Below are 20,977 nucleotides of genomic sequence, written 5' to 3' on the forward strand. Positions count from 1 at the left end.
GACAAATAAAGGCTCAGGGACGAGCCCTTACCGCTGCATCGACCTGCGCAATGTAGGTATCGAAACACTCGACCAGGTCCACCTGATCGGGAAAGCGTAACCACTGAATCTGCAAGCCATCCATCATCGCCAGAATCTGCCGGATGATCTTGTCCAGATCCACATCCGCACGCACCTCCCCGCGCTCCACCAAACCTGCAAACTGTCCCATCAAGTGCGCGTGAATACGCTCGTAGCGCGTCTGGAACCATTCAAAGGCTGGCTGGTTTTCCAGCAGACTTTCAGCATTGAGAATCGAAAAGGCACGCACCACGCCGGGCGCCGTGGCGTTTGAACGGTTGATTGCGCGCAGGCCGCCAAGCAGGCCGGTCAACGTGTTGTCGGTGCGCACCTCGGCAGCAATTCGGCTATTGACCTCATCGCGTCGGTCCAGCACGCCCATCAACAGCGAAATCTTGCTGGGAAAATGGTGCAGCAGCCCGGCGACGGAAATACCGACGATGGCCGCTACCTTAGCCACCGAAGCGCCGGTATAGCCCTCAAGGGAAAACACTTGCAAGGCCGCATCAAGCAGCTCTTTGCGGCGCTTTTCACCCTTTGGCGCGCGCCGCTGCCGGGTGACTGCCGTGCCCGTTTCCGTGGGGTCATGCAGAGTCATATCAGGCTCCTTCTTGAACAGCCGCGTACCCTAACCATTCAGGCGACTACTGGCAACGCTATTGAACCGGATTGTTGGACAATTTCATTTTGCGCGGCCATTTAGATTCAATGCAATTGCCACTGCAATCAACACCAGGCTGATCGCCAGCGACAACCACAGCAGACCGCTGCCGCCCTGCGCTTCACGCACCCACGCAAAAAACCACGGAGCGCCAGCTGACAGCAGAAAGGCAGGAGCCAGCAATCGGCCCTGCAGGTGTACGTAATGCGAATGTGCAAACAGCTCAAAGGGTAGATTCGCCCTCAGCAATGTGGCCAGCCCGTTCATCGCGCCATAACCGAACAGGAACATGCAGGCCAGCAGGGTATGGCCCTGACTGAGCAGCCCCAGGGTAAAACACAGCACCATTCCGGCAGCGACCCAGACATTCAGGCGCAGCGCTGGCATCGACTGCGCCAACAAAGCCTGCGCCAGACGCGCGCAGGTCTGACCGATGCCCCACAGCGCTGCCAGCACGACCGGCACGCCCAAACCAGCCAGCAACGCGGGTAAATGGGCAGACAAGCCGGCTGACAGGAACGCGATCAGGGACATGCTCAGGGCGTAGCCGAACTGAGGTATCCAGGCAGTGGTGTCAGCGGGCGCAGGCGCGGCTGGCCCGGCGTTCAAGACCGGCAACCGGGAGTCCGGCAGGCCGCTGACCAATAACCCGCTGAGCAATGCCAGGCAGCCGTAGACAGCAACCGCACTACGCCAGCCCAACGCATTCAACAAGCCGTGGCCCAGCGGCCAGAATACCGCCGAAGCCAGCCCGCCCAACAAGGTAATCTGCACCATCAGCGCCCGAGAGCGTGCACCGAACAGCGCTGCCAATGCAGCAAACAGCGCATCGTAAAGTGACAGACGCATGCCGACGCCCAGCACTGCCCAGCCAAAAAACCACGACTGAGGTGTCTCGCACACAGCCAGCATGCAGCAGCCAAGCGCGTTGAGCCCGGCCCCGTATTGCAATACCTGCCGTGCACCGAGACGCTGGAGCAAACGCGCACTGAAGATCGAAACCAGGCCCATGACCAGCAGCGCAACTGACAGCCCGGAAAAAACCTGCTGGCCGCTCCAGCCCAGATCATCGGCAATCGCATTGCCGAAAGCCCCCGTTAGATAAAACGTCACCCCCCAACTGATCAGTTGCGCGAGCCCCAGTTTGACTACCGTCAGCCTGGACAGATCAGCGCGGTCCACGTCAGTCAGGCCCGTTCGGAAGGTGCACTGCCCGAGCCGTCGCCGAGCATGCGCTGCATCAGCACGGTGTCCACCCAGCGACCGTGCTTGAAGCCGACTGACTCGAATACCCCGACACGGCGAAAACCCAGGTGCTCGTGCAGACGCAGCGACGCGATATTCTCGCTATTGCCGATCACCGCGACCATCTGTCGCCAACCGCCCTGTTCGCAGCGCTGTACCAGCTCGCCAAGCAATGCCAGACCGATGCCCCGCCCGCCCATACCATCCCGTATATAGACCGAGTCTTCTACAGTAAAGCGGTAGGCAGGACGCGGACGATAGGGTGTGGCGTAGCCATAGCCAACCACCTCTCCGGCGAGCTCGGCCACCAGATATGGCAGACCGTTGACGAGCACCTGCGCACGGCGCTGCAGCAGCTCGGCGACACTCGGCGGATCGAGTTCGAAACTGGAAATGCCATGCAGCACATGATCGGCGTAGATCGCCTGTACGGCAGGTATGTCTTGATCACACGCATCACGCAGGATAAAGGTCGGGGTCATATCGGGCTCTGGGCAAATGTCGTTGGATGAGTGCAATCATGCCGCTCACCAAGCCGTTAAAAAAGCTATGATTTATCATTCACAGCATAAGAAATACTTTGCCATGCGCCGACTCAACCTGAATCACTTGCATACCTTCTCGCTGGTCATAGCGCACGGCAGCTTCTCCGCAGCGGCCGAGCGACTGCACCTGACCCAGCCAGCGGTAAGCCTGCAAATTCGGCAGTTGGAGGACCAGTTGAACCTGAAATTGATCGAGCGCGTAGGCAAGCGGCTCAAGCCCACCTCGGCGGGCACTACGTTGCTGGAGCATATTGCGCGCATTGAGGCGGTGGTCGAAGACGCCCTGCTGGAGTTGTCCAGTCACGCCAGCGGCGTTGCCGGAAAGGTTGCGATCGGTACCGGCGCAACCGCCTGCATTCATCTGCTGCCGCCCATGTTGCAGGCACTGCGCCGTCGCTTTGCACAACTGGATGTGCGGGTCAGCACCGGCAACACGGACGGCATTCTCAAGGCTGTGGAAGAAAACCGTCTGGATCTCGCACTGGTGACGCTGCCCGCCTCGGGTCGCAGTCTGCATATCACCCCGCTGCTTGAGGATGAGTTCTTGGCGATCTTCGCCAGCAGCCAGCAGCCGATTGCCGCTGAAATGACCCCGGAGCACCTCTGCGAACTACCGCTGGTGGTCTTCGAAGCAGGCAGCAGTACGCGGCTGCTGATCAATGAATGGTTCTTGCAGGCCGGGATCCGGGTAAAGCCGGTCATGGAACTGGGCAGCATCGAGGCCATCAAGGAAATGGTTGCTGCGGGCCTGGGCTACAGCATCGTGCCGCGCATGGCGGTTGCTGCAGTCCATCACCGCCGCGGTTTGCAGGTGCTGCAGCTGGTGCCGGGGTTGAGCCGCACGCTGGGAATTGCATTGCGCCAGGACAAACCGGTCAGCAAGGCGTTGCGCCAGGTGCTGGATGCATTGCACAACCTCAACGCTACACCACCTTAAAAGGTCACAAAAGCGCGCCACGATAGAAGCCTGATCGCGCCCATGCGCTATAAAGAGCAGCGGCGCTTGACTTGGCAAATCAGGCCGACAGTTGCATCAGCAGCGAATCAGGTTGTACGATGACTGCCCACTGGTTTTAGAAAAAATGATCGCTGGCCTGCTTTTACACGCCACATCACTGACAATCTGTAAAGCAACTCGGCAACCCATAAGGAGCGCCGGTCCGGATACCTTCCATACCGACCTCCAACCTCAAAACAACAGGAGATACCGATGCCTAACATTCTCGGCCAGAATTTCATCGCTGGCGGCCGCAGCGCTCTTGGCCAAAGCCTGCAAAAAAGTCTGGATGCCACAACAGGCGAAGAACTGCCTTACAGCTTCCATCAGGCTACCGACGGCGAAATCGACGCTGCCGCCCTCGCCGCCAAGGCTGCCTTTCCAGAATTCCGTCAACTGAGCCCGGCCCGTCGCGCCGACTTCCTCGACGCCATTGCCGATGAACTGGATCAGTTGGGTGATGATTTCGTCGCCATCGTCTGCCAGGAAACCGCTCTGCCCCAGGCACGTATTCAGGGTGAGCGCGGTCGTACCAGCGGCCAGATGCGCCTGTTTGGCAAGGTTCTGCGTCGCGGTGATTTCGTCGGTGCACGTATTGACCTGGCCCTGCCGGATCGCAAGCCGTTGCCACGCGTCGACCTGCGCCAGTACCGCATCGGTGTGGGCCCGGTTGCCGTGTTCGGCGCGAGCAACTTCCCGCTGGCGTTTTCCACTGCTGGCGGTGACACCGCTGCTGCACTGGCTGCCGGTTGCCCGGTGGTGTTCAAGGCGCACAGTGGCCACATGGCGACTGCCGATCTGGTGGCCAGCGCTATCATCCGCGCCGCAGAACGCACCCAAATGCCGAAAGGCGTATTCAACATGATCTTCGGTAACGGCGTGGGTGAAGGTCTGGTCAAACACCCGGCTATCCAGGCCGTCGGTTTCACCGGCTCGCTGAACGGCGGCAACGCTCTTTGCAAAATGGCCGCCGAGCGTCCACAGCCGATTCCGGTGTTTGCCGAGATGTCCAGCATCAACCCGGTAGTGTTGCTGCCAGGTGCACTGCAGGCACGCGGCGAAACTGTGGCCAAAGAGCTTGCCGGTTCGGTGGTGATGGGTGCCGGTCAGTTCTGCACCAACCCCGGTGTGGTCATGGGCCTGCGCTCCCCGGCGTTTTCGACGTTCGTCGAGCAACTGACCGAACAGATGGGCAGTCAGGCGCCGCAGACAATGCTCAACGCGGGTGGTCTGCGCAGCTACAGCAAAGGCGTCGAGCATTTGCTGTCGCATCCGGGCGTGACGCATCTGGCTGGCAAGCCGCAGGAAGGCAAACAGGCTCAGGCTCAGTTGTTCAAGGCTGACGTCAGTCTGCTGTTGAACGGCGACCAGTTGTTGCAGGAAGAAGTTTTCGGCCCGACCACGCTGATAATCGAGGTCGCTGACGATGCGCAGTTGAAAGACGCGCTGCAAGCCTTGCGTGGCCAGTTGACCGCGACTGTGATCGGCGAACCTGCAGACCTGAGCCAATACAATTGGCTGCAACCGATACTGGAAGAGAAAGTCGGCCGTATTCTGTTCAACGGCTACCCGACCGGTGTTGAGGTCTGTGAAGCCATGGTGCATGGCGGCCCGTACCCGGCAACCTCGGATGCACGTGGCACGTCGGTAGGCACTCTGGCCATCGACCGTTTCCTGCGCCCGGTCTGCTATCAGAACCTGGCCGACAGCCAGTTGCCGCCTGCGTTGCAGAATGCCAACCCTCTGGGCCTGCGTCGTCTGGTCAACGGTGAATGGAGCGATCAGCCTCTCGTGTAACAACCATCGCTTGACTCGTAAAAAAAGCAGCGCGACCTGATGAGGGTCGCGCTTTTTTTTGAAAAATATTTCTTTTTTGTGCTTTAAATCGCTTATGGCGGACCTGTCTTCCAGCCTGGTGGCAGCACCATGGAAGTGCAAAACATGAGCTGTTCATAAAATAACCACACAGCTGTAAGCCACGTGTAACAAGGGTTTCAAAAAGTTACCCACAGACATACCCACGATTTCCGTGGACAACTTTTCATCAATTTCGGACCTTAAAAACCCTGAGCAGCGCAAGCGTAAATTTTTACAGGTTCCCCACACCCTCATGTGTGATGGCACTGGTAATGGCCCTTGGGGCTCCGTGACATAACCTTATGCACGTTTGGCGGTTGATTCGGCAGGCCGTCCGGCGTGAAATAGGCGATTTATCAAGGCATTCCGATTATGCAGCAGCGTTGTGAAGTGGCCGTGCTCGGTCTGGGTGCCATGGGTGCAGCCACTGTCTATCAACTGGCGAAGGCCGGAGTCGATGTAATTGGCGTCGATCGCTATGCCCCTCCGCACACACAAGGCTCCAGCCACGGCGATACCCGCATCACACGACTGTCGGTTGGCGAGGGCCCGCAATACCTGCCGCTGGTACGCAGTTCGCACAGCATCTGGCGCGAACTTGAGGCGCTGAGCGGCGAGTCGCTGTTCGAGCAGTGCGGAGTGCTGGTGATGACCTCCAGCCCTGCGTACGATCCTGAAGACAGTAAAGACTTCACCCACCAGACCATCGCTTTGGCCCGCACCTATGGCGTGAAGCACGAAGTATTGTCGGCGGCGGCCATTCGCGAGCGCTTTCCCCAATTCACCCCTGTTCGGGATACCGCCATTGGCTACTTTGAACCCGAAGGCGGATTTGTCCGGCCAGAGCGCTGCATCGCGGTACAGCTGCGTCTGGCGAGGCAACACGGCGCAAGGTTGCTGACCCATGAGACGGTCACGCACTTACAGGCACAGGGTGATCAGGTGCGTATTACCACCGACAAGGGCACGATCATCGCTGACAAGGTCGTGGTCAGTGCGGGCATGTGGTCAGCCGAATTGCTCGGCGCGCCTTTTAGCGATCTGCTGCGGGTGTGCCGGCAAAAGCTGTTCTGGTTCGAATTGCAGGAGAATGCCGCTTTTGCACCACGTTCGCCGAGCTTCATTCTGACTCACGGGCCCGGGGAGGATGATGTCAACTATGGCTTCCCGCCCCTGCCCGGTGAAAACAGTATGAAGGTCGCCACCGAGCAATACATTGAAGCATCCGCTGCCGACCAGCTGGACCGCACTGTTACGGCAAGGGAGGAGCAGGAAATGTTCCAGACCCAGGTGCAGGGCAAGATTGCGGGACTGACGCCGAACGTGGTCAAGTCTTCGGTCTGCGCCTACACCGTCACGCCGGACTGCCACTTCATCATCGATGAACACCCCCATCTGAAGAACGTGACAGTGGTTTCGGCCTGCTCCGGTCACGGCTTCAAACACTCAGCCGGGCTCGGGCTGGCCCTTGCGCAACGCTGTATTCACGGCACCAGCGATGTAGACCTTTCAGCCTTCTCGCTGGCGCGTTTCACCGCGCAGAACTGACCAACGACACTCAGCGCGCCACAACGAAGGCCTCGTCAATACGCGCCAGATCGGTGTCGCGCAACGTACCGGCGTAGTAATGCAGTTTGATCCAGGCCATCAAGTAATCGTAACGGGCTTTCGCCAGATCACGCCGGGTGCTGTAAAGCTGCTGTTCGGCGTTGAGTGCGTCCAGGCTGATGCGCTCGCCGCCGAGAATGCTCTGACGTGTCGACTCGACCAGTGCCTGTGCAGAGACCAGTGCTTTCTGATAAGCGCGCAACTTGCTCACCCCTGACGCACAGGCGTTGAACTGGCGACGCAGCTCGATCAGGGTTTCGCGGGTCTTGCCCTCCAGCTCGTATTCCGCCTGCTCGCGCTTGCTGTTGGCCTGACGCACCGAGGCGCTGGTGCCGCCTCCGGCGTACAGCGGCAGACTGAGCTCGATACCTATCGTGTTGGTGTCGTAACGCTGATTGTAGGTGTTGCCGCTGTCCGATTCGTTCTGACGGATACTCGCGTAAGCATTCACCGTCGGCAGATGCCCGGCGCGGTTGCGCTCCACCTCGTATCGCGCCACTTCCAGCGACTGGCGTTGCGAGGCCAGGATCGGGCTGTTGGCCATGGCCAGCGCATGCCACTCGGTAAAGCTGGACGGTGCCAGCACCAGCGCCTGAAAACTGTCCCTCAACGGCTCCAACTGCGCAACATCGATACTCGGCTCGCCCAGCAACGCGGCCAGTTCGCGCAGGGCCGCGTCCTGCTCGTCGCTGGCTTCTATCTGCTCGGCAATCGCCAGCTCGTTGCGCGATTCCGCTTCAAGAATGTCGGTGCGGGTACCCTCGCCTTGCTGGAACATTTGCCGGTTCTGCGCAAACTGGCGGTCGAACGCCTGCTGTTTAGCGCGGGCTATATTGATCTGGTCCTGCGCGAACAGTGCCTGGGTATAAAGGGTCAGAACCCGCACCAGCAATTCCTGACTCTTGCTGCGAAAGGTCTCGTCGGCAAACAACGCCTGGGCCAGGCCTTTGCGGTAATTGGCATAGGCTTCGTAATCGATCAGCGGCTGCTGAACCGTCAGGCTTGAACCAAAGCTGTTGTAGTGGCGATGGTCAGTGGTGTCTTCACGGCCGCCTTTGAGGGTGGCCTTGGAGTCGTTGCGTCCTTTGTTGTAGCTGTATGAAACACGCGGCAACAAGCCTGCACGACCAATCACCCGGTTTTCCAGGCCCGCATCGCGCTCCTTGAGCGCGCCCAGGTAAGTCGGGTCGTTGCGAAGCGCCAGCTCATAGACCTGAAACGGGCCCATCGCATGACTCAATGAAGCAGTGCCCAGCAGGATGGCCGTCAGCAAAGCGGCTTTCAGGGGATGACGAGACATCCTATTCCTCCGTCAACGCGGAGCCGGCACGGTCCAGCAAAGGTTTGAACAGATAATTGAGCAGCGAGCGTTCACCCGTGCGCACAAACATTTCAGCGGGCATGCCCGGCTTGATCACCAACCCGTTGAGTTTTTCCAGTGCCGCATCGCCCACCGAAGTGCGCAGCACGTAATAGGGCTGGCCGGTTTTCTCATCCTGCATCTGATCGGCGGAAATCAGGTTTACCTCACCGGAAACCCGCGGCGTGCGACTTTGATTGAACGCAGTGAAGAGGATATCGACCGGCAAATGGCTGGCGACCTTGTCGATCAACTGCACCGGCAGACGCCCTTCGACTTCAAGCCGTGTGCCCTGCGGTACAATTTCCAGCAGGGTTTCACCGGCACGCACCACTGCGCCTTCGGTGTGCACGCCCAGGTTGACGGCGATGCCATCAGCAGGGGCAAGAATTGCACTGTGCTGCAGACTGAAACCTGCCGAAGCCAGTTGTTGCTCAAGGGTAAGCGCCTTGACCTGGGCATCGGCCCACTGGCTGCGCACTTCTTTCTGATATTCCTCGCGCTGCTGCTGAAGACGCAACCGCGACTCGACGATCCCCTGCTCTATCCGCCCGGTTTCGCCTGCGTTCTGCGCCAGGCTCTGCTGCACTTGAGAAAGCTGGCGTTGAAACTCCAGCAGACGGTTGCCTGGAATGAAACCGTTCTGCGCCAAGGGCTCCAGGTTACTCAGTTGCTTGCGTAGCGAGTCAGCCTGAGCCAGCAGGTCCGATCGAGCGCGGCGCATACCGGCGAGTTGCAGCCCGGCACCTTCGATACTCGCCTGCAAACCGGATTGCTCTCGAGCCAGCGCCTGTCGCCGACTGCTGAACAGTTGCCGCTGGCCCTCAAGCACGAGCGCCAGACGCGGGTCGGGGTTCTGCCCCTGCCCGGCGGCAATCAGTTCTGCGGGAAAGTGCACCTCATCCAGGTTGTCGCGCTCGCTCTGCCAGCGGGCCAGGCTGGCCCAGGCCATTCGATACTGGGCACGCAGCGATTGCACGTCGGCCTCGACCTGAGTCTGATCAAGGCGAAACAGCGGCTCGCCCTCCTTTACCGACTGGCCTTCGCTGACGAGAATTTTGCTTACAACGCCGCCATCCAGCGACTGCACGGCCTTGCGCTTGCCCGACACCACGACGGTGCCTTGCACGGAAATGCCCTGATCCAGCGGGGCGAGACTGGCCCACAGAAAGAAGCTGCCCGCCCCTGCCAGCATGAGAATCCAGCCTGCGCGAACGAAGAACTGCACGCCGCGCTCCTTGCCCGGCACGGCGTAATGAGTGTCGATGGGGCTGTTCATACGTCGGACTGCCTGTTCTGCGTGCCGTACTGACGGCTCATGGAAAGCCCGGCGGGTGCAGGGCGAGATTGCGATTGAGGGTGCGCTTGCGGTGCTTGCCCGGGCGATGCCTGTCCGGACAAGGCCTGCAACACCTGAGCCGTGGTGCCGAATGCCTGCATGCGACCTTCGCTCAGCACCAGCAGACGATCGGTCTGGTTCAGAGACTGTGTGCGGTGGGTGACGAGCACGACGGTACAACCGCGGGTCTTGAGCTCAGCGATCGCCTGAGTCAAAGCCGCTTCGCCCGCGGCGTCCAGATTGGAATTGGGCTCATCAAGTACCACCAGTCGCGGATCGCCATACAATGCTCGGGCCAACGCGACGCGCTGTTTCTGACCGCCTGACAAGCCAGCGCCATCGTCGCCCAGCCGCGTGTCGTAACCCTGCGGCAGGCGCAGAATCAATTCGTGTACGCCCGCCAGTTGCGCAGCAGCAACCACGGCGCTCGCGTCGCCCTCGCTAAAACGCGCGATGTTTTCTGCCACGGTGCCACCGAAAAGCTCGATGTCCTGCGGCAGATAACCGATATAGGGGCCCAGCGCCTCGCGGTCCCAGCGATGCATGTCGGCCCCGTCCAGACGTACCGTTCCACCCAGCACCGGCCAGACACCGACCAGCACGCGTGCCAGGGTCGATTTGCCGGAACCGGATGCTCCCAGTACACCGAGCACTTCACCAGCTTGCAGTTGAAAGCTCACTTGCTGAATCGTCGCCGATGTCTTGCCCGGAGGCGCAGCGCTGACCTGTTCCGCGCTGATCTGACCGCGCGGTGCTGGCAGTGGCATGCGCGGCGCGGGCTCGGCGTAGGTCTTGAGTAACTGGTCCAGACGTCCGTAAGCCAGGCGTGCAGAACTCCATTGTTTCCAGACTGCGATCAGTTGATCGATGGGGCTGAGGACCCTTCCCATGAGGATCGAACCGGCGATCATCATGCCTGCGGTCATGTCTCCGTTTATCACCAGCAGTGCGCCCAGGCCCAGCACCAGCGACTGCAGACAAAGGCGCAGGGCCTTGCTGATCGAACTGATCACCGCTCCAGTGTCACTGGCACGGTTTTGCAAGGCCAGAAAGCGCCCATGCACATGGAACCAGCGACGCCGCAACACTTCGAGCATGCCCATCGCCTGGATCGCCTCGGCCTGTTGCAGGTGCCGGGTCGCCAATTGCGCAGACTGCTGCGAGTACCCGCTGGCCTCGGCCAGCGGTTTGCGGGTCAGCCATTCGTTGAGGCAGGCCAGTCCGACCAGCAACACTGTCCCCACACTGGCCAGCACGCCAAGCCAAGGGTCGAAAAGGAAGATCACCGCCAGGTAGATGGGAAACCACGGGGCGTCGAAGAACGCGAACAACGCCGGTCCGGTGAGAAACTGACGGATAAAGGTCAGGTCACCCAGCGCCTGCCCAGCCTGACGCTGTCCGGCGTGCAGGTTGCTCTCGAACGCAGCCTGATAGACGCGCAGATTGAAACGCCTCTCCAGCTCGCTGCCGATGCGGATTACCACAAAGCTGCGGACCATCTCCAGCAGGCCGATAAACGCAAAGAACCCGACCACCATCAGCGTCAGCATGGCCAGGGTAGTCTGGTTCTGCGACGTCAGTACACGGTCATAGACTTGCAACATGTAAATCGATGGAGCGAGCATCAACACGTTGATCAGCGCGGTAAAACAACCGACACCAATCAACGCGCTCTTGTAGTCAGCCAGCGCTTTATAAAGCGGCGGCCGGGCGCTTTGGGGCAACGCACTCATGGTTGTTCCTTGATGGTCTTGCTGGTGACGGAGTGACATCCCTGGGTTTTAACAAACAACTCGCGCAGGTCCATGAAACGCTTAATCGGCGAGCCGTCCAAGAACCAGCACTTCACCGCCGGGCAGACGCGCCTGATAGATCTGCTCCCCCATGTTATTGAGGTGAATCAGGCGATTGCCTTCCTTGTCGGTAAATGCCAGGCCATCCGGAGTCGGAAACCAGCCCGTGGGGGCTTCGTGCAACCACTTTACTGCACAGGCGAGATCGCCCGTCAGTTTCGGTACATCAGTGTTGAGGTGCAGCTCACAAACTTCGTCCGTGTTTCCCTGAAGCGAAAGTCGCCACTTGCCACTTCGCTCAGCTGGGTCGGGCAGTTTCAAACTCATGGCCATGCTTGCTCCAGAAATACCCACCAGCAGCGCAAAAGCCACTGGCACGATTCGAACAACGTGATTGATCTTCATGATGGGGTACTTTCCAGATCATGGACGACAGCAGGGTCGTCCATGATTGTTACAGATTAAACCACGATATCAGTAGCCAACGCTTGACCAACAGTCCCTACGAGGAAGTCCCCCACACCCTGACCTGTGAAGTCGATCGCCAGGCTACCCAGATTGCTGCTCTGGTTGTAGCTGAGGATCGCTTCGCCGGCATGGCCGCTGAACGCGTTGCCGAACTGCAGCGCGCTCAGCGTGGAAATGGCCGATACATCGATTTTGTCCTGACCGCTGACAAAGTCACGAATCGTATCCTGCGCTGCACGGTTGGAATCGGAACTGGCACCAAACACAAAAATGTCTGCACCAGCACCACCGGTCAGGCTGTCGGCACCGCCACCACCGTAGATGATGTCGTTGCCGGCACCACCTTTAAGGTCGTTGGCAGCGGCATTGCCGATCAACAGGTCGTTGCCCGAACCGCCCACCGCGTTTTCAACCACCACGCCTTTGGCAATTGAAACGTTACCCACCATGCCACCCACGTCCGAGAACGAGGCCGCATTGAGGTTTATCTTCTGGTTCTGGGTGAAACCCGAGAAGTCGAGGGTATCCTTGCCCCCGCCGTCCCACACCGAGAACACCACCTTGGAAGAGGCAGAAGTGGCGCTGTAGAAATCACGCCCGGCGGTGGAGTTGAAACCGTAGACCGTATCACCGGCACGGGTGCTCATGTTCGCGCCATAGAGCTGCTGAACGGCAGTGATGTCATCCAGCAACGGTGCCGAAGAGTACGACGGAGCGCCGCCCTTGACGAAGTTCTGGTTGGTGTTGGACTCACTCCAGTAACTCATGACGCTGTAGCCACGCGTATCTTCTGCGTAGCTGGCATCCTTGTAGGTCGGGCTGCCTTCGCCAGCGTTTTAGTCGCCAGGGTGAGACAGGCCCAGGGTGTGGCCAATTTCATGGGTCAGGGTCTGACGGCCGTAGTTGCCATTGTCCGGGGTGGTGTTGACCTAGTAGCTGTTATCGACAAGGTACCAGGACTGGCCGTCAGTGCGGCTGTTGCCGCTGGGCAGGTAGGCAAAAGCCGCCCCGCCTGCGCTGCCGTTGCTGTAGTTACCGAAGGTCATATGCCCGTCGCCGCCGGAAGCGGCCTGGGTAAAGCTGACCTTGACAACGTCTGCCCAGGATTGCATCGACAATACGGCCTGTGCTTTCTGCTGTGCGTTGAACGCACTGAAAGTCCCCAGCGAATTGTCGAACCCGGCAGGTTTGGCGGTCAGAAAGGTGTATGTGAGGTTGATAGTGCCGTTGCCATCGCGATCAGTCCACGCAGCGTTGTCGCGAAGGATGTAATCGCCGGCCTGATCGACCGAGTACGAAGGCTTGCCATTGATCGTGAGGTTACCGCCACGGTCATACTGGTGAGCGAACGTATTGATCTGGTCGAAAGAGGTGCTGGTAGCAGCAGAGAGTTGAATTGCAGCATTTTCTTTGACTTTCGTCATGACACTTCCTTGTTTGCTGATTAACAGGTTAGGTACGGCAGGACTCCCCCTGTAGCGAGAGAGTCCAGTCACTCGCCTTGTGGTGCGTAATGCGTTGAAGCGTAACAAAGCTGACACATTTAGAAATCTTGTGTCCAGCTCTGTTCCATGATGTCAATTAGCCCAAAACGAGGAAGTGCCACAGGCCTTGGGGAATCGTCCGATATTATTTTTTGTGATGATCAAAAGCTGATAAGTGCTTGAGCAGACTAGGACAATCTTGATAAAGATGACTGATCGGTCAGGTTGCCTACCATGCATAATTTGACTGGACGGACAGTCTCTGACCAATCCGGCTTGCCCTTCCCAGGCTGCCGGAAAGGCATATCGCCATCACCTGAGATCCTGACACTTCTCAAATCCCGGAAATGCAAAAGCCCCGAAAGATCGGGGCTTTTGTTTAACGCATTTGAAGCGCAACGGCCTGAGTACTCAGGCCGAAGTCATCAGTCGTCGCGGCTCATGATGCCGAAAATCTGCAGCAGGCTGATAAACAGGTTGTAGATCGATACATACAGGCTGACCGTCGCCATGATGTAGTTGCGCTCACCACCCTGAATAATCGCGCTGGTCTGGAACAGAATGCAGACCGACGAGAACAGCACGAAGCCTGCGCTGATCGCCAGTTGCAAACCGCTGATCTGGAAGAACATGCTGGCCACTACCGCGCCAAGCAGAACGAAGAAGCCTGCGGTAATGAAGCCACCCAGGAAGCTCATGTCCTTGCGGGTGATCAACACGTAAGCCGACAGACCGCCGAAAACCAGTGCGGTCATCGCGAAAGCGGAGCTAACCACTTCGGCGCCACCGGCCATGCCCAGATAACGGTTAAGGATAGGGCCAAGCAGGAAACCCATGAAACCTGTCAGGGCGAAGGTCGAAACCAGGCCCCAGACCGAATCACGCAATTTATTGGTCAGGAAAAACAGACCATAGAAGCCGATCAGTACCACGAAAATGTTCGGATAGCCGACGCGCATCTGCTGAGCGACAAATGCCATGACACCACTAAAAGCCAGCGTCAGAGCGAGAAGACCGTAAGTGTTGCGCAGGACACGACTAACCTCTAGCTGGTCGGCCTGCATGCCGGTTTTAAGGCTGTAATCCTGTTCGCGCATGGCGAAACTCCTTCCTGTTGAAATGTTGAGTTGCAAAGATCATAACAGAGGCGCTGCAACTGGCTAGTCACAGAGTTTGACAGCTTGTTTCATTCCGGTATTATGGCGCCCGCAACGATAGTGGAGGTATGGCCGAGTGGTTTAAGGCAGCAGTCTTGAAAACTGCCGACTGTAACAGGTCCTAGAGTTCGAATCTCTATGCCTCCGCCATATTTGGTAGCGCAAAGCCCTGATTATTCAGGGCTTTGTCGTTTCTGGGGTTTGGCTAATGCAATCGCAAGCTCATCCGCCCACGCTTGGCCCGCGCTGACAAAATGTGGATACTGCCAGTTTGCCAGCCGATGAACCATGGAAGATCCCAATGGCACCCAGCCGAACGCTTGTCCATCCTGTTGGAGGCACGCAACCCCACGCGGGCGAGATTCGGCATGCTGCCGAGTCTGACAGTCACGGCTCAGTGTCAGACACCTTTGAAATACGCCTTATCGATGAAGAGCTCGAACGCCTCGCGATCGGTCGATATGCCCGCTTCAGTCGAGCGTCAGGCAATCTCGCGGGCGGCACTCAGCCTTATCCCGACCGTATCCATACAACGGCTTCCGATGAGGGCTTCTCCGACCTGGCCATAGGGCGCTATGCGCGCTTCAGCAGACCGTCTCCCAACCTTGTTGGCGGTACACAACCGCAGGCGGACATAGCGCCGGAACAGGCGCCCTCGGCCTTCGCTCCGCAAATGCGCCATACAGAGCGTGAGTCTGAGTTCTTTACCATCCGGCAGTACTCTCCCGGCACCAACTCTTTCAGCATTCCCAAGGCACCTGATCGTCCGGCGAAGGCCAGATGGCTGCGTCCAGGGGAGCCGTTCAACGTGGCCGATATCACCTTGCCCGGCGGCATGATCTACACAGGAACGCAAAACCCGGAATTCAGGCTATCCGAACCTTCTTTCATAGACGCTGCCTTGCCGGTGGCCGGTTCCGATGCGCCTCCCGCTGCACGGTCGGCATACTATTGGTCGACCTATAAAGACCTCGAACCTGCGGCACGCCGGGGCTATCTGCAGTGGCTGGCAGGGGGACGTTGCGATCCTGAAGCAAGCAGCGGTTACCTGTTCATGTTTTTCCACGGCCTTGAACGGCGTTTACTGATCGACAGCCTTTCTGATCCCGACGCACGAAAAGAAATTCCCGCTTTAAGAGAGGAAATCGAGCGTTTGCGGACTGTTTATCATCGGGATTTTTCGTTTTGCAACCAGGCTTCGCGGCTTCTCGAATACCTGAGCATGCCTGTCATTTCAGGGCAGATGTATTTGCGCGAGCCACCAATGGAGTCGGCCGACTACTATGAAATGCCCATCGTGCTGCGAGTGGCGCTAGGTCAGATGGCCATCGACAAACACCCGCTGAATGCATCCTGGGCCTTGTCTTGGGCGCTGACGGATCCGAATATCTCGCGTGGCAAACCTGTTGGCAGATGCACAGATCTGTTTCAGCGGCTGTTCAGGGCCGAATATGAAGAACAGTTTCCCGATGGCCTGAAGCTGCTGAGAAACAAGACCAGACTATGGGTCGCCTATCGCCCATCGTCCGCCTACCTCGATGTACCGGAAATACCGGTGGGCGACCTGCCAGACGTCAGCATTACGTCCGCCACTCGCAAGAAAATTCAACTCCTCGTGCAGAGCTGTGCTTCAGTACTTGCTCCATTCAGTCGGTACATGGGCCGCAATGCCGATGATCTCAATAAGCATGAGTCATTGGAGGCGCTGCTATTGCTGCCCGTGTCGCTATGGCCCGAATACGCCAGACATGAACTGCGACAGCTTCAATCGGAGGTCAGGACTGCTACGAAGCTGACGACGCTTGATCAACTGGCCATACGTTTCAAGTCTGACGGTGCCCAGGCACGCAACCAGATCGTCGCGCTGACAAAAGTGCTTGAAGGCATGCACATAGGTATGGAGCCGGATGTGCTGGCAGGCAATCGTGCGCCCAAACCTGAGGACAGCATCGTTCTGTTTGTGACCGAGCCCGATCCAGGCATGTCGAGGGTGACAGTGGATTACAATGCGGCTGTTGTCACGCTGGATCTCGCCAGCAGTGTTGCAACGGTTGATAGAGGCACAAGCCAGCGTGCAGTTGCACTGCTCGAACAGCATATCGACTCATGGGGTCATCTGCGTATCTCGCATCGAACACGTCTCAAGGCATATATGTTGATGCAACTGCAGCAGCCGCCCAACCTGGCAAGCCTGAAAAAGAAGCTGAGCTCGCTAAATCAGGACGAAAAGCAGACCATCGTCGGTTGCCTGACTCACCTGGCCCACGCTGACGGAGCGGTTACGCCTGAGAAAGTCAGACTGCTTGAGCGGATATACAGGGCACTTCGACTCGATCCTCACACCCTTTACAGCAACCTCCATGGTGCTGCGGCCGGTTCGCAGACAGGCCCGGTATCGACAGCGCTGTCAGCCACTACAGCAACAGGGCCCGACAAGAAGCCAGGCTCCGGAATCGTGCTGGACATGGGCAGGGTTGCCCAATTGCGACGTGAAACGGCAGAGGCGTCGGCGCTGCTGGCTGATGTTTTTCGCGACGATCAGGAGGACGAGCAGCAGGATGACAAGCAGATAGCCGAAGACGATGCATCACAAGACACCCCAGACACTGACGCCCATCTTCATGGGCTTGATGCGGGCCACTCTACGTTTCTGCGCCTGCTGGTTTCGCGCAACCAATGGAGTCGACGAGAGCTGGAAATCGCAACGGCGGAGATGGCGTTGATGCTCGACGGCGCGCTGGAGCAAATCAACGATATGGCATTCGAATTGTTCGACATGCCGGTTTCCGAGGGCGATGACCCTATCGAAATCAACCCGGATATTTTAAGCGAGCTTGCCCTATGAACAAGATACGAGCCAAGGATCGCGATGCGGTCATTCAATCACTGCGCGCGGGTGTCGTTCCTCGTGTCGGACAGCACTTGATCCAGGTCGGACGGGCGGGTGAGCTGTCAGCTCTTATCAAGGATGTAGACCGGCTGGCCGAAGGCGGTTCTGCCTTTCGCATCGTGGTCGGCGAGTATGGCGCGGGCAAGACTTTCTTCCTCAACCTGGTCAGAGGCATTGCGATGGAACGCAAGCTGGTGACGATGCACGCCGATCTGAACCCCGATCGACGCCTGCACGCCTCGGGCGGTCAGGCCCGCTCCCTGTACGCCGAGCTTGCGAAGAACATGTCTACACGCACCAAGCCGGACGGTGGCGCACTTCAGGGTATTGTCGAAAAGTTTATTTCCCAGGCCAGAACCCACGCGAGTAGCAAAGGCGTAGACAGCGAGACGGTCATACGCCAGAACCTCGCCGAGCTTACGGAAATGGTCAACGGCTATGACTTTGCCGAAGTCATAGCCGCTTACTGCCGAGGCTTTAACGAAGGGAACGAACAGCTGAAAGCCGATGCAATCCGCTGGCTTCGGGGAGAATTCACAACCAGGACAGACGCTCGCGCGGCCTTGGGAGTCAGAAGCATCGTTGACGACGCGTCCGTTTACGATCAGCTCAAACTGCTTTCCCGATTTGTGCGTCTGGCAGGCTTCGGCGGGCTTATGGTGTGCCTGGACGAATTGGTCAACCTCTACAAGCTTGCCAACACGCAGGCTCGCAATGCGAACTATGAACAGATCCTGCGCATCCTCAATGACTCCCTGCAAGGATCGACTGACGGGCTGGGCTTTGTTCTGGGCGGCACGCCGGAATTTCTGATGGACACTCGCCGCGGCCTCTACAGCTACCCGGCCCTGCAATCGCGCCTTGCAGAAAACACCTTTGCCAAGACAGGCTACGTTGATCTTTCCGGCCCTGTCATTCGGCTGACCAGCCTGACCCCGGAGGACTTCTATGTCCTGCTGCTGAACCTGCGTAACGTTTATGCATACGGCGACGCGGAACAATACCTGCTTCCGGAAGAGGCGATCCCGGCCTTTATCGAGCACTGCGGTCAGCGTCTGGGTGAGGCTTACTTTAGAACGCCACGCACCACCATTACCGCGTTTATCAACCTGTTGGCGGTTCTGGAGCAAAACCCTGAGGCCAACTGGAGAAACCTTGTGGGCGCCATTGACATTGCCAGGGATGACGGCGGCAAAAGTGATTTCACTGTAGAGGCCGATAATGAACTCACAAGCTTCAAGCTCTGACTCATCCGCATTCCAACGGCTTCACCCCAATGTACAGCAATGGGTGTGGTCGCAAGGCTGGACATCGCTAAGGGATGCTCAGGAATGGGCCATCCCTGCGCTGATCGACGCTGATCGCGACGTTATAATTGCGGCCTCCACCGCAGCGGGCAAGACCGAGGCGGCATTTCTGCCCATTCTGACCCATTTGCTCAACAATACCGATGCGCCGGGCGCTGTGCTCTATATCAGCCCGCTCAAAGCCTTGATCAATGATCAGTGGGACAGGTTGACACGTCTTTGCGAGCATCTGGAGATCCCGGTGGTCGGCTGGCACGGGGATGTTTCGGCAAGCAGAAAGCATCGTTTTCTGAAATCGCCCAGCGGTGTACTGCTCATAACCCCCGAGTCGCTGGAAGCCCTGTTCGTGAACCGGGGCTCGGCACTTGCTGGCCTCTTTCAGCCCCTTCGCTACATCGTCATCGACGAATTACATGCTTTCATCGGCAGCGAGCGCGGCAAACAATTGCAGTCCCTGATGCATCGCGTGGAAACGGTCGTCGGCAAAAAGCTGCCACGCGTAGGGCTGTCTGCAACCCTAGGTGAGATGGCGCTCGCCCGCGAGTTCCTGCGTCCGGGGCAAGGCCAGCGCATGGACGAAATCATTTCTCAAACGTCGGGCCAGGACCTTCAGGTTCAGGTACGTGGTTACACCATGCTGCCGATGAAGAAACTGGCGGCAAACCTGCAGATGGTCGTCACAAAAGACGACGACAACGATCAGGATGAAGAGCAGAAAGAGGATGTCTCCGGGACCAGACACGCTATAGCCGCGCATATGTACAAGGTATTACGTGGCAGTAACAATCTGATCTTTCCCAATAGCCGCGACAAAGTTGAATGGTACGCCGACCGGCTGCGGCATTTGTGCGAAAACGACGGTTTGCCGAACGAGTTCCTGCCTCACCACGGAAGCTTGTCCCGAGACTTGCGTGAAGATACGGAGCGAGCACTGAAGGCCGGCAGCCCGCCCGCCTCGGCCGTCTGCACAACGACCCTCGAACTTGGCATCGATATCGGTAACATCAAGGCGGTCGCGCAGATCGGACCTCCGCCATCAGTGGCGAGCCTGCGCCAGCGACTAGGCCGCTCCGGGCGTCGCGCAGGTGAGCCCGCCACACTTCGCGCCTACTGCCAGGAAGACACCCTGACACCTGATTCAGACCTCTCGGATCAGCTCCGGCAAAACCTGGTGCAGACAATCGCCATGATTCGATTGTTGATCGAAAAGTGGTTCGAACCTCCAAGAGCAAACGGCCTGCACGCCTCTACGCTGGTCCAGCAATGCCTGTCTACGATTGCGCAGCAAGGTGGTGCACATGCTTCACAGCTCTGGAATGAGCTGATCGCGAGCGGAACATTCGCGGCCGTTGATAAAAACGACTTCATGGCCCTTCTCAAGACTCTGGGTGAAAAGAAACTGATCGTCCAGGACAGCTCTGGCCTGCTATTGCCTGGCGAGATCGGTGAAAAGCTGGTCAACCACTACGAGTTCTACAGCGCGTTCAGCAGCGACGAAGAATTCAGGCTGCTTCTCGATGGCAAGCCGCTAGGTTCCATTCCTGTCAGCCGCCCGCTGACCCTCGGGCAACGCATCATCTTTGCAGGCAAACGCTGGCAGGTCATGGATGTGGACCTGGAAAAGAAAGTCATTACTGTCAAACGCGCCCGTGGCGGCGAACCTCCGGTATTCGACGGACTGGGCGCAAAGATCCATGACCGGGTGCGTAAAGAAATGCGCGCGGTACTGACGGAGGTCACCCCCTGCCCGTTCCTCGATGCCAATGCACAAGTCCTACTGGCGGAAGCGCGCCAGACATTTCACCGGCTGGGGCTAGCTGACCAGTGTCTGACGGGATCGACCTCAAACAGCTATCTGCTGACCTGGGCGGGCGACTACACCAATGATGCGCTGTGCTTGCTGCTTAACCAGGCTGGGGTCATGTGCACAGCTTCGGGACTAGTACTCGAAATCAGCGCCTCTCAGGAAAGCGTGCTGACAGCACTGGGCAGGATTGCGGAACTGGACGCAACCGACGTGGAACCACTGCTGAAAGATGTGAAGAATCTGATACGGGAGAAGTGGGACTGGGCCCTGCCAAATTCGTTGCTGATCAAATCATTTGCCTCCAGCCAGCTTGATATACCGAACGCGATTGCGCTTGCGAAGACCTTGACGGCCTGACTGCCCTGCCCGCGCAACCTGATATATTGATGTCCATACCGA

Annotated in this window: 14 protein-coding genes, 1 tRNA gene and 1 pseudogene; 7 read left to right on the forward strand and 9 right to left on the reverse strand. The window is 58.3% G+C overall.

What is annotated here, in order from left to right:
• Positions 1-13: 13 nt before the first annotated feature.
• The 3 genes from AC4ANE_RS16665 to AC4ANE_RS16675 all read right to left on the reverse strand — a co-directional run bounded on the left by AC4ANE_RS16665 (position 14) and on the right by AC4ANE_RS16675 (position 2,448).
• Entirely contained in the window at positions 14-658 is a 645-nt protein-coding gene (locus AC4ANE_RS16665; protein ID WP_002553968.1) for a TetR/AcrR family transcriptional regulator, read from the reverse strand.
• 84 nt (positions 659-742) lie between these two features.
• On the reverse strand, positions 743-1,903 hold the full coding sequence (locus tag AC4ANE_RS16670; RefSeq protein WP_002553969.1) for an MFS transporter: 1,161 nt from the start codon (positions 1,901-1,903) through the stop codon (positions 743-745).
• A 5-nt stretch (positions 1,904-1,908) separates the two neighbouring features.
• Positions 1,909-2,448 (reverse strand): GNAT family N-acetyltransferase, encoded by a 540-nt coding sequence (locus AC4ANE_RS16675; RefSeq protein WP_002553970.1) that lies wholly within the window; start codon positions 2,446-2,448, stop codon positions 1,909-1,911.
• A gap of 103 nt (positions 2,449-2,551) precedes the next feature.
• Here AC4ANE_RS16675 and AC4ANE_RS16680 point away from each other — a divergent pair, with 103 nt between their 5' ends.
• The 3 genes from AC4ANE_RS16680 (at position 2,552) to solA (ending at position 6,913) form a co-directional block, all read left to right on the forward strand.
• A complete protein-coding gene (locus AC4ANE_RS16680; RefSeq protein ID WP_002553971.1) occupies positions 2,552-3,448 on the forward strand; it encodes a LysR family transcriptional regulator in 897 nt (298 codons plus the stop codon).
• A 273-nt stretch (positions 3,449-3,721) separates the two neighbouring features.
• Positions 3,722-5,305: an aldehyde dehydrogenase (NADP(+)) gene (locus AC4ANE_RS16685; RefSeq protein ID WP_054082525.1), complete on the forward strand. Its 1,584-nt coding sequence runs from the start codon at positions 3,722-3,724 to the stop codon at positions 5,303-5,305.
• Positions 5,306-5,737: 432 nt separating this feature from the next.
• Positions 5,738-6,913, forward strand: coding sequence for an N-methyl-L-tryptophan oxidase (gene solA / locus AC4ANE_RS16690; protein WP_031594949.1), 1,176 nt, complete (start codon positions 5,738-5,740; stop codon positions 6,911-6,913).
• Positions 6,914-6,923: 10 nt separating this feature from the next.
• Here the strand turns inward: solA and AC4ANE_RS16695 are convergent, their stop codons facing one another.
• The 6 genes and pseudogenes from AC4ANE_RS16695 to AC4ANE_RS16720 form a co-directional block, all read right to left on the reverse strand.
• Entirely contained in the window at positions 6,924-8,273 is a 1,350-nt protein-coding gene (locus AC4ANE_RS16695; RefSeq protein ID WP_002553974.1) for a TolC family outer membrane protein, read from the reverse strand.
• Between the two features lies 1 nt (position 8,274).
• Positions 8,275-9,612: an HlyD family type I secretion periplasmic adaptor subunit gene (locus AC4ANE_RS16700; protein WP_031594950.1), complete on the reverse strand. Its 1,338-nt coding sequence runs from the start codon at positions 9,610-9,612 to the stop codon at positions 8,275-8,277.
• Positions 9,609-11,405 (reverse strand): type I secretion system permease/ATPase, encoded by a 1,797-nt coding sequence (locus AC4ANE_RS16705; RefSeq protein WP_002553976.1) that lies wholly within the window; start codon positions 11,403-11,405, stop codon positions 9,609-9,611. Before AC4ANE_RS16705 ends, AC4ANE_RS16700 begins: the two co-directional genes overlap by 4 nt.
• Before the next feature lie 81 nt (positions 11,406-11,486).
• The gene (locus AC4ANE_RS16710; RefSeq protein WP_002553977.1) at positions 11,487-11,870 is read right to left on the reverse strand and encodes a protease inhibitor Inh/omp19 family protein; all 384 of its coding nucleotides are present in this window, start codon (positions 11,868-11,870) and stop codon (positions 11,487-11,489) included.
• A 56-nt stretch (positions 11,871-11,926) separates the two neighbouring features.
• Positions 11,927-13,357, reverse strand: a pseudogene (locus AC4ANE_RS16715) (serralysin family metalloprotease).
• Positions 13,358-13,842: 485 nt separating this feature from the next.
• Positions 13,843-14,514: a Bax inhibitor-1/YccA family protein gene (locus AC4ANE_RS16720; RefSeq protein WP_002553978.1), complete on the reverse strand. Its 672-nt coding sequence runs from the start codon at positions 14,512-14,514 to the stop codon at positions 13,843-13,845.
• A 122-nt stretch (positions 14,515-14,636) separates the two neighbouring features.
• Here AC4ANE_RS16720 and AC4ANE_RS16725 point away from each other — a divergent pair.
• From AC4ANE_RS16725 to AC4ANE_RS16740, 4 genes are all read left to right on the forward strand, one after another.
• A tRNA-Ser gene (locus AC4ANE_RS16725) sits at positions 14,637-14,724 on the forward strand.
• 151 nt (positions 14,725-14,875) lie between these two features.
• Positions 14,876-17,419: a tellurite resistance TerB family protein gene (locus AC4ANE_RS16730; protein WP_031594951.1), complete on the forward strand. Its 2,544-nt coding sequence runs from the start codon at positions 14,876-14,878 to the stop codon at positions 17,417-17,419.
• The gene (locus AC4ANE_RS16735; RefSeq protein WP_031594952.1) at positions 17,416-18,711 is read left to right on the forward strand and encodes an ATP-binding protein; all 1,296 of its coding nucleotides are present in this window, start codon (positions 17,416-17,418) and stop codon (positions 18,709-18,711) included. Before AC4ANE_RS16730 ends, AC4ANE_RS16735 begins: the two co-directional genes overlap by 4 nt.
• Before the next feature lie 43 nt (positions 18,712-18,754).
• Complete coding sequence (locus AC4ANE_RS16740; RefSeq protein ID WP_031594953.1) at positions 18,755-20,935, forward strand: DEAD/DEAH box helicase; 2,181 nt, start codon at positions 18,755-18,757, stop codon at positions 20,933-20,935.
• Positions 20,936-20,977: the final 42 nt, after the last annotated feature.

The sequence above is a fragment of the Pseudomonas sp. Pme6b genome, from assembly GCF_058129925.1.

Bases quoted from the DNA above. Each gene is read 5' to 3' on its own strand.
- AC4ANE_RS16665 (WP_002553968.1), bottom strand. From the start codon at position 658: ATGACTCTGCATGACCCCACGGAAACGGGCACGGCAGTCACCCGGCAG.
- AC4ANE_RS16700 (WP_031594950.1), bottom strand. From the start codon at position 9,612: ATGAACAGCCCCATCGACACTCATTACGCCGTGCCGGGCAAGGAGCGC.
- AC4ANE_RS16680 (WP_002553971.1), top strand. From the start codon at position 2,552: ATGCGCCGACTCAACCTGAATCACTTGCATACCTTCTCGCTGGTCATA.
- AC4ANE_RS16730 (WP_031594951.1), top strand. From the start codon at position 14,876: ATGGCACCCAGCCGAACGCTTGTCCATCCTGTTGGAGGCACGCAACCC.
- AC4ANE_RS16710 (WP_002553977.1), bottom strand. From the start codon at position 11,870: ATGAAGATCAATCACGTTGTTCGAATCGTGCCAGTGGCTTTTGCGCTG.
- AC4ANE_RS16675 (WP_002553970.1), bottom strand. From the start codon at position 2,448: ATGACCCCGACCTTTATCCTGCGTGATGCGTGTGATCAAGACATACCT.
- AC4ANE_RS16705 (WP_002553976.1), bottom strand. From the start codon at position 11,405: ATGAGTGCGTTGCCCCAAAGCGCCCGGCCGCCGCTTTATAAAGCGCTG.
- AC4ANE_RS16695 (WP_002553974.1), bottom strand. From the start codon at position 8,273: ATGTCTCGTCATCCCCTGAAAGCCGCTTTGCTGACGGCCATCCTGCTG.
- AC4ANE_RS16735 (WP_031594952.1), top strand. From the start codon at position 17,416: ATGAACAAGATACGAGCCAAGGATCGCGATGCGGTCATTCAATCACTG.
- AC4ANE_RS16720 (WP_002553978.1), bottom strand. From the start codon at position 14,514: ATGCGCGAACAGGATTACAGCCTTAAAACCGGCATGCAGGCCGACCAG.
- solA (WP_031594949.1), top strand. From the start codon at position 5,738: ATGCAGCAGCGTTGTGAAGTGGCCGTGCTCGGTCTGGGTGCCATGGGT.
- AC4ANE_RS16685 (WP_054082525.1), top strand. From the start codon at position 3,722: ATGCCTAACATTCTCGGCCAGAATTTCATCGCTGGCGGCCGCAGCGCT.